At 60.6% G+C, this 15,304-nt stretch carries 13 protein-coding genes; 3 read left to right on the forward strand and 10 right to left on the reverse strand.

Annotation, left to right across the window (positions count from 1 at the left end; all coding sequences use genetic code 11):
- From MCRY_RS20445 to MCRY_RS20455, 3 genes are all read right to left on the reverse strand, one after another.
- The coding region (locus tag MCRY_RS20445; protein ID WP_139834139.1) for an amino acid ABC transporter ATP-binding protein at window positions 1-551 on the reverse strand (551 nt) is incomplete at its 3' end.
- Complete coding sequence (locus MCRY_RS20450) at window positions 551-1,402, reverse strand: amino acid ABC transporter permease (RefSeq protein WP_085633347.1); 852 nt, start codon at window positions 1,400-1,402, stop codon at window positions 551-553. The genes MCRY_RS20445 and MCRY_RS20450, both read right to left, overlap by 1 nt.
- Before the next feature lies 1 nt (window position 1,403).
- Window positions 1,404-2,228: an ABC transporter substrate-binding protein gene (locus MCRY_RS20455; protein WP_085633349.1), complete on the reverse strand. Its 825-nt coding sequence runs from the start codon at window positions 2,226-2,228 to the stop codon at window positions 1,404-1,406.
- A gap of 378 nt (window positions 2,229-2,606) precedes the next feature.
- Between MCRY_RS20455 and MCRY_RS20460 the strand changes: the two genes are divergently transcribed.
- A complete protein-coding gene (locus MCRY_RS20460; protein ID WP_171046156.1) occupies window positions 2,607-3,248 on the forward strand; it encodes a response regulator transcription factor in 642 nt (213 codons plus the stop codon).
- A 29-nt stretch (window positions 3,249-3,277) separates the two neighbouring features.
- Here MCRY_RS20460 and MCRY_RS20465 read toward each other — a convergent pair whose 3' ends face one another.
- Complete coding sequence (locus MCRY_RS20465) at window positions 3,278-3,541, reverse strand: hypothetical protein (RefSeq protein ID WP_085633353.1); 264 nt, start codon at window positions 3,539-3,541, stop codon at window positions 3,278-3,280.
- A 3-nt stretch (window positions 3,542-3,544) separates the two neighbouring features.
- Window positions 3,545-6,337, reverse strand: a complete 2,793-nt coding sequence (locus tag MCRY_RS20470; protein ID WP_085633355.1) for a bifunctional [glutamine synthetase] adenylyltransferase/[glutamine synthetase]-adenylyl-L-tyrosine phosphorylase — start codon at window positions 6,335-6,337, stop codon at window positions 3,545-3,547.
- 495 nt (window positions 6,338-6,832) lie between these two features.
- Between MCRY_RS20470 and MCRY_RS20475 the strand changes: the two genes are divergently transcribed.
- Window positions 6,833-7,981 carry a glycosyltransferase gene (locus MCRY_RS20475; RefSeq protein ID WP_138488108.1) on the forward strand — a complete coding sequence of 383 codons (1,149 nt, stop codon included), beginning with the start codon at window positions 6,833-6,835 and terminating at the stop codon, window positions 7,979-7,981.
- Between the two features lie 40 nt (window positions 7,982-8,021).
- Here MCRY_RS20475 and MCRY_RS20480 read toward each other — a convergent pair whose 3' ends face one another.
- From MCRY_RS20480 to MCRY_RS20495, 4 genes are read right to left on the reverse strand one after another with little or no spacing between them, the layout of a single operon-like run.
- Window positions 8,022-9,230, reverse strand: a complete 1,209-nt coding sequence (locus tag MCRY_RS20480) for a beta-ketoacyl-[acyl-carrier-protein] synthase family protein (RefSeq protein ID WP_085633359.1) — start codon at window positions 9,228-9,230, stop codon at window positions 8,022-8,024.
- A 6-nt stretch (window positions 9,231-9,236) separates the two neighbouring features.
- Window positions 9,237-9,497 (reverse strand): acyl carrier protein, encoded by a 261-nt coding sequence (locus MCRY_RS20485; RefSeq protein WP_085633361.1) that lies wholly within the window; start codon window positions 9,495-9,497, stop codon window positions 9,237-9,239.
- A 38-nt stretch (window positions 9,498-9,535) separates the two neighbouring features.
- Window positions 9,536-10,627, reverse strand: a complete 1,092-nt coding sequence (gene lpxD, locus MCRY_RS20490; protein ID WP_085633363.1) for a UDP-3-O-(3-hydroxymyristoyl)glucosamine N-acyltransferase — start codon at window positions 10,625-10,627, stop codon at window positions 9,536-9,538.
- Window positions 10,628-10,656: 29 nt separating this feature from the next.
- Window positions 10,657-12,267 carry a L,D-transpeptidase family protein gene (locus MCRY_RS20495; protein WP_138488107.1) on the reverse strand — a complete coding sequence of 537 codons (1,611 nt, stop codon included), beginning with the start codon at window positions 12,265-12,267 and terminating at the stop codon, window positions 10,657-10,659.
- A 344-nt stretch (window positions 12,268-12,611) separates the two neighbouring features.
- Between MCRY_RS20495 and mepK the strand changes: the two genes are divergently transcribed.
- Window positions 12,612-13,181, forward strand: coding sequence for a peptidoglycan L,D-endopeptidase MepK (gene mepK / locus MCRY_RS20500; protein ID WP_085633365.1), 570 nt, complete (start codon window positions 12,612-12,614; stop codon window positions 13,179-13,181).
- A gap of 103 nt (window positions 13,182-13,284) precedes the next feature.
- Here mepK and MCRY_RS20505 read toward each other — a convergent pair whose 3' ends face one another.
- On the reverse strand, window positions 13,285-15,240 hold the full coding sequence (locus tag MCRY_RS20505; RefSeq protein WP_085633366.1) for an autotransporter domain-containing protein: 1,956 nt from the start codon (window positions 15,238-15,240) through the stop codon (window positions 13,285-13,287).
- Between the last annotated feature and the right edge of the window lie 64 nt (window positions 15,241-15,304).

Raw genomic sequence — 15,304 nt, forward strand, 5'->3', positions numbered from 1 at the left:
AGCTGCCGCAACACGTCAAGCACCTCACCCACCAGTTCAGGGTCAAGCGCGCTGGTGATCTCGTCAAACAGCATGATCTCGGGTTGCATCGCCAAGGCGCGGATGATCGCGACACGCTGTTGCTGACCGCCTGACAATTGGTCCGGGTAATGGTTCATCCGCTGGCCCAGATCGAACCGCTCGAACAGCGCCTTGACCGGAGCGTCCAACGCATCGCGGCTTTTGCCCAACACACGGCGCGGGGCCAGCATGACGTTCTCAGCGGCCGTCATGTGCGGAAACAGGTTGAACGACTGGAACACGATCCCGATGCGCGCGCGGATTGGCTGCGGGTTCAACCCCGGTTCACTGATGTCCACCCCATCCAGTAGGATGCGCCCGTCGTCGATGGGTTCCAGCAGGTTGATGCAGCGCAGAAGCGTCGACTTACCCGACCCCGACGCGCCGATCAGGCAGACCATTTCGCCCTCATTGACCGACAAGTCGATGCCACGGCAGACCGTGTTGTCACCGAAACTCTTGGTGACGCCCTTCAGATCAAGCTTGGCCATCAGCTCTGCCGCCGCCGTTGCTTGTTCATCAGGTAATCGGCATAGCGCGTCGCCGGGATGGTCAGCGCGAGGAAAATCACCGCAGCCCCCACATAGGGCGTGAAGTTCGCCATCAGGGATTTATACACGCCCGCCTGCCGAAACACCTCGACCGGGCCGATGAAACTAAGCAGCGCGACGTCTTTCTGCAGCGCGATAAACAGGTTCATGTTCGCCGGGGCGACGTTGCGGATCGCTTGCGGCAGCACGACGTAGCGCATGGTTTCCCCGTCCGACAACCCAAGCGAGGCTGCAGCGGCGCGTTGGCTGTGATGGATTGAATCGATACCCGACCGGATCACCTCGGCGACATAGGCCGCATAGACAAGGATCAGCGCCAAAGACCCCCAGATATAGGGCGAATTCCACGGGCGCGGCAGGCCCAGACCGGGCACGCCAAAGCCGATCAGGTAGATCACAAGGATCACCGGCAGCCCGCGAAACACATCCGTATAGATCGCCCCGAACAGCCGCAAAGGATAGAACGCAGGCGACCGCACATCGCGGCACAGCGCAATCACCAGCCCCAGAACGGCAATGATCGGCGCGCACCACAAAAAGATAGCGACGTTCATCACGAACGCGTCGAGCAGCCCCGGAAAGGTCTTGGCGAACACCTCGCCATTGAAAAAGCTGCGCTTGACCGCCTCCCATCCGGGGGCCAGCGGCACAAGCAGGACAACCGCCAGTACCACCGCCAAGGTCGATCCGGCAGCGATGGTGATCGACCGCCGCCGCAAGCGCTGTTCATAGGCTTGGCGACGGGTCAGCGATGGCGCTGACCCGCCTCTCAAGGTCGTCTGATCTGTCATGTCACTCGATCACGGGAACGCCAGTGGCATCCTGCAACCAAATGGCCTCGATCTCGGCCATCTTGCCGGATTCCGTAAGCGCGGTGATCGCGGTGTTCACGCAATCGCGCAGCGGATTGCCTTCTTCGAACAGCAGGCCGAACTGGTCCGGGTTCTCGGACCGATCCGCAGGGAACTGACCCAAGAGCACACCGCCTTCAACCACAACCGCAGACAGATACAGCGCGGTCGGCAGGTCGAAGAGCGCAGCGTCGATCTGGTTCGCCTGCATTGCAGCTGTCACGTCGGTGTTGTCCCCGTACAGGAGCGGGTCTTTCTCCGGCGCAACAATCGCGGTCAGCATCGGCAGCGCGGTCGTGTTGGCATCCGCGCCCCACACCAGCCCCTTGAGGCTATCCAGCGTTGCAGTTGCCCCGGCATCAACCACGCTTTGTGTGGTCAGCACCGCCATCGCAGACGTGTAATACGGCAACGAGAAATCGACCATCTGTTCGCGCTCGGGCGTGATCGAGTATTGCTGCATGTTGAAGTCGAAATCCTTGGCGCCCGGCTGGATCGCCTCGTCGAACGAGGTGCGCACCCACGTCACGGCGTCGGCCTCGAACCCCAGCTCTGCGGCGATGGCATAGGCCACAGCCGCCTCGTAGCCTTCACCGCTTTCGGGCGCATCGTTCAACACCCACGGGTAATAAGCCGGGTTGCCGGTGGCGATGGTCAAGACATTCTCTTCCAGCGTCAGCCCGGTGGCACAAGAGCCATGCCCGGCAGCCAATGCCATCGACGAGGAGGCAGCAAGAAGAAGTGCGGAAGTCACAACGGTTTTCATGGTCTGATCGTCCTACCCAATTGAGTCGGACAGAGGTTAGACGGCGGCGGGAATTTGTCCAGCAAGCAGAGGCATCGCGTGAGATGGCACGAATCGCACTGGGTAAAATCGGGACTGGCGTCCTGTGTTTTGGGCAGACACCAGATCCTTTTTCGATCTGGCTATGTGAAAAGACATTTCCGCGCGTAAAAATTGCCTTCCGAGGTGCGATTTAGACCATTCGGACTGACAAAAAGTCCCTTCAGACCTGCACAACCACAAAAAGATCAACTAAAAGGAGAGTGTTCTAGTTCTTCCGATGCGATGCGAGGGGCATCTGCAAGGGCGAATACCAGTGCAAACGCTACCCCCAAAAACAACAATAATGGAGTGTTGAGCATGACAAACCCAACCACGAACCTGTTGATTGTAGATGGTCAGAAACTGGTTACCGATCTTATCACGACTGCACTGGATACCAGTGACCAATTTGTTGTGTCTACGGCGAACAGTCTTGCATCCGCAGTCGATATTCTGAAATCCGCAGCGTCAGAACAATTCGATATCATCCTGTTGGAAACCAATCTGGGAAAACCCATGACGGTAAACGAGGTGGGACAACTTGCGAAACTATCGGCGCCTGCAAAGCTTGTTCTATTTACAAACAATGCCGACAAGCCCTTTGTTGAAAGCTGCGTTCAGGTCGGGGCTTTTGGTTTTATTCCAAAGTCACTTTCGCTTCAGGCGTTCAAATGTGTCTTGAGTTTCATAACGGCAGGTCAGGTCTTTATTCCGGCAGATCTGTATTCCAGAACCGCCGGCGTCGAGCAGCCTGACACTTCTTTGCTCAAGCCTTGTGAAATGGATGTGCTGGAAAAACTTTCGATCGGCATGTCGAACAAAGAGATCACACAATGCCTCAATCTGCGGGAATCGACCGTTAAATTGCGGGTCCGGTCACTGTGCAAAAAGCTGGGCGCGACGAACCGGACGCAGGCCCTTGTGAATGCGCAGAGACAGGGCTTACTGCCGACACGCTAACGCGCCTTTGGGCGGCAAAACACGGCGCGTCAGCTGCGCCGCCCTTTCCACCCCCCACGTCGCCGCGGCGCGTTGGCAGCGCTCAACCCTTCGGTCAGCACTTGTGTCATCGGGTGGTCGGCCACCGGGTGACGCTCCAACAATGCGCGGATCAGCGTTGGGCTGTCGGCATCCACCGGAACCGCAAGCGCCCAGTCCAGAAAAATCGACCGGCATTCCTCGTAGGTGATGCCATCGATCTTGAACGATTCCGCGATCAGCCCTTTCGGGTCGGTGGCATCACCTTTGCGCATGGCTCATTCCTCATCCCTCACATCCGGCAATACGGCATTGATCACGTCAGCCGCGCGTTTTGTGCATGCCGCCAACAGCTCTTGAAGTCCGTCGATACTGGAGGTGCCGGTGATCCGGCACAAGAACCCTGATGCGGCACTGCTGTCCTGATCCGGAGCCAGAGTGGAGTCGGAAATCAACCGCGACCCGATCTGAAGCGCCCAGCACAAGCGGTAGGCCGCACTCAGGGCGTCAGCATCCTCGGGCGAGAGCCAGCCACATTCCGCCCCGCACGCCAACGCACCGGGCACCGTGCCCAAGGGCTGGCCCGCAATCACTGCTGCGGCCTGCGCGACCAGTTCGATGTCCTGCAACCGCCCCTGCCCCAGCTTGATCTCCCAGTCCCCGCCGGAGCCTTTTGCCGATGCGATGCGGTTGCGCATGATCGCCACTTCGCGCAGCACAGCGTCCCGGTCGCGGGGGGCTTGCAACACATCGGCCTGCACAGCGGTTACGTCCTGCATCACCCCGTCCGGTCCAGCCACGCAACGGGCACGGGTCAGCGCCAGATGCTCCCACACCCAAGCGTCGGATTTCTGATAGCTGCGGAACGATTCCAGACTGGTGGCCACTGGCCCCTGATTTCCAGACGGGCGCAGCCGCATGTCGATTTCGTAGATCCGCCCCTCGGCCATCGGGGCCGTCACCGCAGTGATCAGCGCTTGCGTCAAACGCGCGTAATAGGGCCGGGTCGCCAGCGGACGGCGCCCTTCGGATATCTCGGCCTCACCCGGATCATAGATCACGATCAGGTCGAGATCAGACCGCGAATGCAACCGTCGTGACCCTAGGCTGCCCATGCCGACGACGACCGCACCACGACCAGGGCACGGACCATGCTTTCCGGCGAATTCCGCCTGCACTTCGGGGGTGAGGGCTGCAAGTGTCGCATCGGCCAGATCGGCATACTGCGTGCCTGCCTCTTCTGCACCGATCAAGCCGCGCAACAGATGGACCCCGACCCGGAAGTGCCATTCCTTGCCCCAGCGACGCGCAGTGTTGAGCTTGTTCTCGTAATCGCTTTCTTGCGCCAAAAGATCGGACAGCGCGGCCTGCAACGCCTCGCGCCCCGGCCAGTCGGAAAAGAAATCCCCCCCGATCACAGCGTCGAACACGGACGCGTTGCGAGAAAGATAACGGGCGAGTTCGGGTGACACACCGACGATGTCGATCAACAGATCGATCAGTTGAGGGTTGGCCTCAAAGAGCGAGAACACCTGCACACCGGCGGGCAACCCACTGAGAAACCCGTCAAAGGCGGTCAGCGCGTCCATTGGGTGCGAGGTTTTGGCTAGGCGGCCCAGTATCTCGGGCTGGAGCCGTTCGAAAATGCCACTGCCCCGCGCGGACCGCAACGCGGGATAAGTGCGCCAGCGGCTGACGATCTCGGAATTCTCGAACTCTTCGGGCACGGTCTTGCGACGCGCGGCTGTGCTGTCGCCACCAAAAAAACCTTCGGTCAGGGTGTGGGTTTCTTCCAGACGCGACCGCAGGTCTTTGTGAAGCGCCGCACGGTCGGTGCCCATAAACGCCGCCAACCGGTCGAACCCGTCGTCGGATTGCGGCAGGTCATGTGTCTGGGCGTCGCGCAACATCTGCACCCGGTGCTCCACCTCGCGGTGGGCGCGGTAATGGTCGGTCAGCGTCTGGGCCACGTCCTGCGGCACCCAGCCTTTGTCGGCCAGCACTGCCAACCCCGGCACCGTGCCGCGCACCCGCAGGTCAGAGTCGCGGCCCCCGGCGATGATCTGGCGGGTCTGGGTGAAAAACTCGATCTCGCGGATGCCACCGCGCCCCAGCTTCATATTGTGACCGGGAAGCGTGATCGGCCCCCCAAGCCCTTTGTGATCGCGGATCTTGCGCACCATATCGTGCGCATCTTCGATGGCCGCGAAATCCAGATGCTTGCGCCAGACAAACGGCACCAGCGTCTTGAGGAACTTTTCGCCTGCAGTGATGTCCCCCGCACAGGCCCGCGCCTTGATATAGGCCGCGCGTTCCCATGTCCGGCCAAGGCTCTCGTAATAACGCTCTGCCGCCTCCATGGCGAGGCAGACCGGCGTGACCGACGGATCGGGGCGCAGCCGCAGATCTGTGCGGAACACATAGCCTTCGCCCGTCAGATCGCTGAGCATGGCGCACATCTTGCGCGTTGCCCGCACCAATGCCGAGCGTGCCTCGTGGTAATCTTCGGGGTCAAAACGCGTTTCATCAAACAGGCAGATCAGGTCCACGTCAGAGCTGTAGTTCAGCTCGCCCGCCCCCATCTTGCCCATCGCCAGTGCCACCATGCCGCCCGCCTGCTCGGCATCGTCTTCGGCCTGCCCCGGCAGCTTGCCGCGTTTGATCTCATGCAGGGTCGTGGCGCGTAGGGCCACATGTACTGACAGGTCTGCGAAATCGGTCAGCGCTTGGGTGACGGTCTCCAACGGCCAGACCGCTGCCAGATCGGCCAACCCGGTGAGCAAAGCCACCCGCCGCTTGGCCTGCCGCAGCCGCGACGGCAAGGCGTCCGGCGCGGTGTCGCGCAGGGCGGAGTGTTCGCTCAACAGCGCCTGTTCGGGATCATCCAACGCGGTTTCGAGCCAACCGCTTTCCTTCTCGACCAGCGATTTGAGGTAGGGGCTGCAGCCGCCCGCGCCGTGGATCAGCTTGGCCACATCCCCGGTCGCCCAAAGCGTTGCACTCAGCGCATCAGCACCCTGTTCAGGCTCGTGCGCATGGGGAAGTCGGGTGATACGGCTGGCAAAATTCATGGCCGCAGATGGCCACGGGTTTGGGGAAAGTGCAATGGGGCGCAGATGGCAGACACGCCTCTGCGTCATCCTCGGGCGAAGGCCTGAGGAACTCTATGGGTGGAGGTCCTCGGATCAAGCCCGAGGATGACGTGTTTGAAGAAGAAGCGGCGCCGCTCTGTGGCCTGACAGTTCTCTCATTCTGCCGGGGCTGCCCCCGTGACCTGTGCCCCTATTGGGGCCTTTTGAAACCGGTTTCTCAGGGTCGGCCCTTGCGGGCGTCTGAGAGCAGTCAGTTCAAGTGTCGCGGCATGGGAGTGACCCTGCCCGCTCGATGCGCATCGTGGGCGGGGGTATGCGGTGCGACAGGTTAAGGAACTGCAAACCGAGCGTTCGGGGGCAGCGCCACCTGCCCCCCCCAACCAACGAGACTCTTCCGAGACAGAGAGGCCGAACTCGTCTAGGCTCGAGCGATCGCCGAAACATCAAGGCTCAGCACCAGGTTAGGGATTTTCCGTGCGCATTCTTATTACGACCAACAAGCTTTTGAGCCACTTCACCCCTATGCTGCCTTTCGCGAAGGGATTGCAGGCAAGAGGCCACGAAGTAAGAGTCGCGGCCCTCCCCGATCTTGGCGAGGAAATCGCCAAGCACGGCTTCGGTCACCTCGTCCTGAAAGGGCCGAGCGATGCGGAACGGGAGGCGGTGAACGAACTCGCCAAGAGCGTGCCGCGCGAAAAAGTCGGAAAGTTTTTCATGTCCGAGTTTTTCATGGGGATACTGGCACGAAACTTCCTGCCCGGATTGCTGGATGAATTGACCATCTGGCGCCCAGATCTGATCCTGCGTGAATCGACAGAGTTCTCTGGGTTGATCGCGGCGGAAAAACTTGGCATCCGACATGCCCGTTTCGAGATTGTGAATGGCGAGTCCGAGGAATCCATCGCCACAAACTATACAGCGGAAATGGATGCGCTGAGATCGCTGGTTTCTTTGGCACCCACTGGCGGAGGCTATCTGAGGGATGAACCGGCCTTCAGCGCTCATCCAAAGGTTCTGGACGACACCCCCCGGATCAACAGTCAGCAGCCCTTTCGTTTCAGGACGGTCGTACCGCGCGCGGCCTCAACCACCGAGCGTCCCGAATGGCTGCCGTCCGGCGACAGGCCTTTGGTCTATATGACCTTTGGCACCGTGACCGTCGGTGAAGATCGCACAAGACATGTCTATGCAGCCAGCGTCGATGCCGTTGCCGACTTGCCGGTATCGGTCCTTCTAACTACGGGAAAAAACGCGCCGCACGATCTGATCCAGAGCGTCCCCGACAATGTAATCGTCCGAGAATTCGTCCCGCAGGCAGAGGTCTTCGAGCATGCAGAACTCATGGTCTGCCATGGCGGTTCGGGCACTGTCCTGGGGGGGCTGGCTTCCGGTGTGCCGATGGTCGTGGTTCCGCTCTTCGCCGATCAACCTGACAATGCCCGCTGTCTTGAGTCTGCAGGGTTGTGCATCTCTGTTTCAGGCGATGACATACCGTCGCTTCGGGCTGCGATCACAAATGGATTGGAAGACGGCGAAATGCGCAGACGCGCGATCGCTGCAGCCAATGATTTTGCTGCATTGCCGACGGTCGACGACTCACTCGAGATTTTGGTTGGCGGATAGTTGTCGAAGCAGACATCCGCCCCTCGCGGCACCCGCCCGACTACACCCGACGCAGCGCCAGCACCGAATTCAACCCGCCAAAGGCAAAGGCATTGGACAGCGCCACGTCCACCTTCGCATCGCGCGCCACGTTGGGCACCACGTCCAGCGCGCATTCGGGGTCGGGTTCCTCGTAGCCGATGGTGGGGGCGATCACCCCGTCGCGCAGGGCCATGATGCAGGCCAAAAGTTCGATCGCGCCGGTGCCGCCTATGCAGTGCCCGTGCATGGATTTCGTGGACGAGATCATCAGCCGGTCCGCATGTGCCCCGAACACATCCGCGACGGCGGCGCATTCGGTTTTGTCATTGGCCGCCGTCCCGGTGCCATGGGCGTTGATATAGCCCACGTCCTGCGGGTTCAGCTTGGCATCGTGCAGCGCCCCGGCAATGGCGCGCGCGGCGCCGTTCTTGGACGGCATCACGATATCTGACGCGTCCGAGGTCATGGCAAAGCCCACCACTTCGGCCAGAATTTCAGCCCCGCGTTTGCGGGCGTGGTCGTAGTCTTCGAACACGAAGACACCTGCGCCTTCGCCCTGCACCATGCCGTTGCGGTTGGCGCTGAACGGGCGGCAGGCATCCTTGGACATGACGCGCAGACCCTCCCACGCTTTGACGCCACCAAAGCACAGCATGGATTCCGACCCACCGGTGATCATCACAGGCGACAGCCCGCCATGCACCATCTGGAAGGCTTGAGACATTGCGTGGTTCGACGAGGCGCAGGCGGTGGAGACCGTAAAGCTTGGGCCTTTGAGGTTGAACTCCATCGACACATGGGAAGCTGCGGCGTTGTTCATCAGCTTGGGCACCACAAACGGGTGGACCCGGTTCTTGCCCTCTTCGTAGACGCTTCGGTAATTCTCATCGAGCGTGGTCATGCCGCCGCCGGAATTGCCGAGCACCACGCCAGAGCGGGCGGCCAATTCGCCTGAAAACTCTAGCCCCGCCTGCGCCAACGCCTCGCGGGCGGCGATCAAGGTGAACTGGGTGAACCGGTCATAGAGCGACAATTGCTGGCGGTTGAAATGGGCGGTCTCATCGAAATCATGCACCTGCGCGCCGATCTGGATGGCCAGCCGTTCGACATCTCGGAACTGCAAAGCGCTGATCCCGCAGCGCCCTTCGCGCATCGCTTCGAGTGTGTCGGGTACGTTCAGCCCCAGCGCGTTGACCGTTCCCGCCCCGGTGATGACAACGCGCTTCATCGCGGATCAGCCCTTTTGCCGGGCGATCAGCCCTTCCACTCCGGCCACCACCGTCGCCACGGACGATATGTCGAAATCGCTGCTTTCCGGCTCATTGGCGTTGAACGGCACTTCGATGTCGAAGGCTTCTTCCAGCGCAAAGATGCATTCCACCAGACCCATGCTGTCGATGCCCAGATCCTGCATCGTATCGGTCAGGGCCACGTCAGACGGCTCGATCATGGCTTGTTCGGCAATGATGCGAATGACCTTGTCTTGCACGTTCATCTGCGGTCCTCGGAGGCTGTTTCGTCCCGGCCTGTGATTTAGTCGCTCGGGTCGGTCTTTGAAACCGCTTTCTTGAGTCGTGCCACATCGGTCAGTAGGCGCGGCAGACGCCGAAGCTGTTTGTAGATCTCAAGCTGCGTGTCCATCTTCATCGCCGGGTAACCCAGCATCACGCGGCCGGAAGGCACGTTCGAGAGTACCTTGGTCGCGCCGCCGGTGATCACATTGTCGCCGATAAAGAGGTTGTCGCTGACCCCGGTCTGGCCGCCCAGCACCACATTGTTGCCGATCCGGCTGGACCCCGCGATGCCGACCTGCGCGCAGATCAGGCAGTCATTTCCAATCACCACGTTGTGGCCGACCTGGGCAAGGTTGTCGAACTTGCAGCCATTGCCGATGCGGGTGGCGCGCACGGTGCCCCGGTCGATGCAGGAATTGGCACCGAGCTCTACATCGTCACCGATCACGACACCGCCCAGCGAATGGATGCGGGCATAGCTTTGCGCGGTGGCGCCCGTCTGATCGCCCAGCGTCTCGCGGACTTTTTCGGCCGCCGACGGTTCGGGCGTGACAAAGGAAAAGCCATCGGCCCCGACCGTCGCCCCGAAATGCGCGATGAAGCGGTCGCCGATGGTAACGCCATGGCCGATCTTTACGCCCGGATGCAGCAACGCGCCCTGACCGAGTGTCGTGCCCTGCCCGATGAACACCTGCGCGCCGATGATCGACCCTGCGCCGATCTCTACCCCGGCCCCGATCACCGCAAACGGACCGACGGACACACCTTCGGCAATTTTGGCTGTCGGGTCGACAAGCGCGGTTTCGTGAACGCCCGGTGCATAGCCGGCCCCTGTGTCCATCATTGCGGACAGGCCGGACATGGCATAGCGCGGGCGTGGGGCCATCAGCGCCGCAGAAAGACCCATTGCCTGCCAATCGGCCCCGTCCCAGAGCATCGCGGCGCGAGCCTGTCCTTGGGACAGTTGTTCGGCGAATTCCGGCTTCATCGCCAGCGCGAGGTCGTCTTTTCCGGCCTGCGCGGGTTCCGCGACGGCGGACACCATCAATGACGTGTCCCCTTCGGCGCGGATGCCAAGAGCGGCTGCGATGTCAGCAATGGTAAAGGGCATGAACGCCTCCGGCCTGATTGGCCAGAGGTTTAGCTGCGAATTCCGGCGATCTCCACCCCTGCCGCACGAAGCGCGTTCCACACATCCGCATCACGCCCGTAGACATCGCGGCGGAACTGCGTGTGGCCTTTGGCGGTGGTGAAAGCCGTCCGGTAAATCAGGTGTACCGGCACGGGCTGGTCAAGATTGACCCGCGTTTCGGCGCCGCTGCGCAAGCGAGACTGGAAAAAGCCCTCCGGATCGTCGGTTTGTGGCGCCAGAAGCGCATAGGCAAAGTCATGCGGATCGTTCAGGCGCACACATCCATGGCTGTAGGTACGCACCTCACGCGAAAACAGACTTTTTGCATTCGTATCATGTAGATAGATGTTGTATTTGTTGGGGAACATGAACTTCACAGTACCCAAGGCATTCTTGGGACCGGGGCGTTGCCGCATTGAAAACGGAAAGCTGCGTTCGGTATATCGTGCAAAGCTTTGCCCCCGGCTGACCACGCGCCCCCGGCTGTCGATGATTTCCAGATGCGACACCGCACCAGAGTTGTTGCGCAGTTTGGGCAGGTATTCCCCGACGATGATCGACCGGGGAACATACCAGCTTGGGTTGATGACCATGTGGTCCATTTCGTCCGAGAATTCGGGCGTCTGGCGGTCGCGATCCTGATGTCCCACTACTGAGCGGGTCTCGAATGTCAGTTTGCCATGATCGAAAATGCGCGCATTAAAATCAGTGAGGTTGACGAGGATATGCCGTTCGCCCAGACCACCCGGCTGGTTGATCCAGCGTTCCCGCTCCATCGCCACGATCACTGATTTCAAACGGGCCTGCGGACCAGTGTTGATTTCGTCAATGGTGGCCCCGCCCGCAACGCCATCTACAGTCAGGCCGTGGTTCTCTTGAAACTCACGCACCGCGTCGGTGATCGACGTGTCGTAGCGCGCGGTGACAGTCCGGTCGAGATAGCCCATCGCGATCAACCGGTCACGCAGCGCCACAATGCCAGCGCCGGTGTCACCTGGCTCGTACTTGCCTGCGGGCACCGGGGCACCCCAACCGCCATGGGCGATGGTGTGTTCGAGCCGCATCTTGGCTTTCATCAACCGGGCGTATTCCTGCGTTTGCGGTGCCAGCGACCCGAGGAAGGCGCGCGGCGTGTCCGACAAAAGCCCATCCAGATAGTAGCTGGTTTCACGCAGCGGGATTTGGCGAACGATCTCGCTGCGTACGCTGCGGGGGGAATCGATCACACCGGTTTGCAGATCGCGGGCGAAGTCGAGGTAAAGTTCGGTCAGCGACACTTCGAGCGACCCGCGATCGAAACCGCTGCGCACCGAGGCCATGCGCGACAGCAACGCTTCGGCGTTATACTTGGCGACTGGCAACCCGTGATACTGCGCCATGCTCAACGCTTCGAGCAGCGCGGTGCGGCGTTCAAGATCAGCCTCGGTGCCACCGGTCCAGATCGGTGCGAACCCACGTTCGCGGTAGAACGCCGCGATCTGGTCGTCGCCCGACACCCGTTCTGCAACAGCCTGCTGGAATGCGGTGACCTGAACCGCTCCCGCGCTTTGCGGAGTGAAGTAGCTGGCCGCCACGAGGGCGATCACTGCTGCGCCGCGCAAAAACGTCCGATGGGTCATTGATCGGTCTCCTAAGTCACTCAAGGCCAACACCAAAACGCGGTGTGCTATTCCCATGGTTTCTGCAGCCCATCATGGTGTCCATTCACAAAAAGTTTGTTTTTACGTTTTATCACCGACATGCGGCTGCGCTGCATCGCCGATCGCAGGTGTAGCGTAACTTTAACACAGTTGGGCAATTTAAGCAGATTTCTGCCGAAAACCCTTGATCTGAATTATTTTTGGGAACTTTCGGTTTTTTTGAGATTCGGGATGTGTCATAGTCTGCGCACGATAGGCATTCGGCAGGTTCGTGGAACGACACGGGCGACTGGTAAAGTGACAAACGGGACAGGCACTTTTCAATGACTGACACTATATCTGGCGGTTTCACGCGCCGGGGTTTGCTGACCGCATTCGCGGCAACGGCACTCACCGTGGCGCCAACCTACTCAAAAGCGGCAGGTTTCCTGCGTGGTGGTGGTGATATCCGGCGGATCAAGATGTACTCGGGCCGGACCGGTGAACGGATCGACATGATCTACTGGATCGAAGGCGACTACATCGGCGATGCCGTCAAGGAAGTGCATCATTTCATGCGCGACTGGCGCACCAATGATGTCAAATCCATCGACCTGCGCACCATCGACATCATGGCAGCAGCGCATAATCTGCTGGATGTCTCGGAACCCTACACGCTGCTCAGCGGCTATCGCAGCCCGCAGACCAATGCCATGCTGCGCAGTCGCAGCTCGGGCGTGGCCAAGAATTCGCTTCACCTCAAGGGTCAGGCGGCAGACCTGCGGTTGAACTCGCGCTCGGTGAACCAGATGTATCGCGCCGCGGCTGCGTGCAATGCGGGTGGTGTCGGGCGGTACTCGGGCTCAAACTTCGTCCACATGGATTGCGGCCCTGTGCGCACCTGGGGACGGTAACGCACCGTTTCACACTGTTACAAATGACCAAAGGCTGCCGATTTGGCAGCCTTTCGTGTTTCCGGCCCTCTGTAACGACGGGGGCTTGCGCCCCCGCGCCCAATCAGAACGTCATCTTGTAGGTCACGGCCCCGGTGAATCCGCGCGCGCCATCAAGCCCAACCGAGCTGGCACCGGTCAGACTCAGGACCGATCCCGATCCCAGCTCCTTGACCACCGAGCCCGAGATATAACCCCAGGTCTGATCCGGGCGTGGAGCGGACACGCTGCCCAGCGTGTCGGAATTTGGCCCCAACGACACAACCAGCGGATCATCATTGAAATCGTGCTCGATGGACCCACGCAGGTTGAACACCAGCCCATCCATGTTCGAAGGCGCAAAGATCGCTGACAGACCTGCGGTCAGACGCTGCGATTCATATTCTGTATCGCCGTAGGACAGGCTTGCCGCACCGTTCGATTCGGTAAAGCCGTCGATCGACACCTTTTCCCATGTGTAATGCGCAAACGGGTTGAGCCGCACCTGATCGTTCAGCGAATAGAGCGCACCGCCGCCAATCCGGGCAAAACGGTAGCTGCCTTCGGTGTCAGCGGTGTAGGTTTCCGTCGCCGGACCGAGTGCAAAGCTGCGGGTGATGTCATCGACATTGATCCGCCCGCCGCCAAAGGCTGCGTTGACATAATACTTCTGCGACAGCGCGATCTGGCCGAACACAACACCGATCATCAGATCACTGTCAAAGCCGCCCGCATCATTGTCGAAATCGACCTCGCCATAATCAAGGCTGATGCCCGCGCCGATCGTGGCGTTGGGCGCAACTGCAATGTCGGCCCCCGCCTTGAGCACCTTGGTCGCGCCTTCCAAACCGGGTGTGACCTGTTGCGCGTCGCCTTCAAAACGGCCGATATCAAGGCTTGCATAGACATCGACCTCTCCCACTTCGCGACGACGGCGGTTGCCGTCTTCATCCGTGGTGACAAGCACGGTCGGGTTCATCCGGTTCTCGATGGACAGCCCGTGCTGGCGCAATGCGGTCATCGTGGCCACAGAAATCGCACCGGTTTGCGTTGCCGCCTGAAGACCGGCAAACGCCGCCTGACCAAATAGCGCATGCGCCGAGGTTGTCGGATGGACCCCATCGGCAAAGATGCGCTCTTCGCTGTCGGCGCTGGCGTTGAAGCCCTGCAAACAGCTTAGCGATGTGTCGGGACAGGCGGGGATCACAGCCGCATTCGGGGCGGTGAACCCATATTTCACAGGATCCGCCTGAACCGTACCCAAGAGTTTCTGACTGTCCACGATCACCGCGCGGTCCCCGATGGAGGCCAGAAGCGTGCTGTTGAAGGCGTCGGTCAGGGCGGTTTGCAGGCCAGCGCCTTGCGGACCAGAAGAAATACCAAACGGCGTGGAGCCGATATCCGGGATGGTGACGACGATCACGGATTCCGCACCGGCATCGCGAACACGGTCCACAAGAGCCACAAGTTCGGTCGCCGCCTGTGCCATGTTCCCCGCTGCGTCCTGCGGCGCAATCAGGCCACCACCTACAGCGCCAGCCTGCGCGAAGACGTCGTTGGCCCCGCCCCAGAGGATCACCAGATCGTTCTCTCCAAGGCTCGGACGGTCCGCTAGCATCCGGTCGACCTGTTCGACCAGCGACCGCGTGGTGATGCCAAGATCGGGGTTGAACCCGATGCCCGCCGGGTCGGTGACCCGCGATCCGCCTTCGGCATAGATCGTGCCACCCAGCGCCACTTCGCCCTGCCCGGCCAGCGGTACGCCCGAATAGACATTCGGCCCAAGGCTCAGGCCCAAAGACTGTCCCAGCACTTCGCCATATGTCAGCGCCGATCCATCCGGAGCGTTGGTCAGAAATTTGTAGTTGATGACCGGCAGCGCCCCCATGCCACCTGCGATTACCGACTGTGAATACGCCCCTGCATCACTCAGCGAGTCGCCGATGATGAACACATCGTCAAAGCGCAGTTCTTCGGCGGTGGCGAGGCTGGCAAGCCCCGTCAGCATCGTGCTCGCAAGAGCGAGGGTTTTGAAAGTCATTGGTGGTCCTCCCGTCGGCGGTTTTTCGCTGCCAGTCTGTTGACGTTACTGAACAGAGCCGACG

Source organism: Marivita cryptomonadis (assembly GCF_002115725.1).
Classification (GTDB): Bacteria; Pseudomonadota; Alphaproteobacteria; order Rhodobacterales; family Rhodobacteraceae; genus Marivita; species Marivita cryptomonadis.

Bases quoted from the DNA above. Each gene is read 5' to 3' on its own strand.
- MCRY_RS20450 (WP_085633347.1), bottom strand. From the start codon at position 1,402: ATGACAGATCAGACGACCTTGAGAGGCGGGTCAGCGCCATCGCTGACC.
- MCRY_RS20455 (WP_085633349.1), bottom strand. From the start codon at position 2,228: ATGAAAACCGTTGTGACTTCCGCACTTCTTCTTGCTGCCTCCTCGTCG.
- MCRY_RS20460 (WP_171046156.1), top strand. From the start codon at position 2,607: ATGACAAACCCAACCACGAACCTGTTGATTGTAGATGGTCAGAAACTG.
- MCRY_RS20465 (WP_085633353.1), bottom strand. From the start codon at position 3,541: ATGCGCAAAGGTGATGCCACCGACCCGAAAGGGCTGATCGCGGAATCG.
- MCRY_RS20470 (WP_085633355.1), bottom strand. From the start codon at position 6,337: ATGAATTTTGCCAGCCGTATCACCCGACTTCCCCATGCGCACGAGCCT.
- MCRY_RS20480 (WP_085633359.1), bottom strand. From the start codon at position 9,230: ATGAAGCGCGTTGTCATCACCGGGGCGGGAACGGTCAACGCGCTGGGG.
- MCRY_RS20485 (WP_085633361.1), bottom strand. From the start codon at position 9,497: ATGAACGTGCAAGACAAGGTCATTCGCATCATTGCCGAACAAGCCATG.
- lpxD (WP_085633363.1), bottom strand. From the start codon at position 10,627: ATGCCCTTTACCATTGCTGACATCGCAGCCGCTCTTGGCATCCGCGCC.
- MCRY_RS20495 (WP_138488107.1), bottom strand. From the start codon at position 12,267: ATGACCCATCGGACGTTTTTGCGCGGCGCAGCAGTGATCGCCCTCGTG.
- mepK (WP_085633365.1), top strand. From the start codon at position 12,612: ATGACTGACACTATATCTGGCGGTTTCACGCGCCGGGGTTTGCTGACC.
- MCRY_RS20505 (WP_085633366.1), bottom strand. From the start codon at position 15,240: ATGACTTTCAAAACCCTCGCTCTTGCGAGCACGATGCTGACGGGGCTT.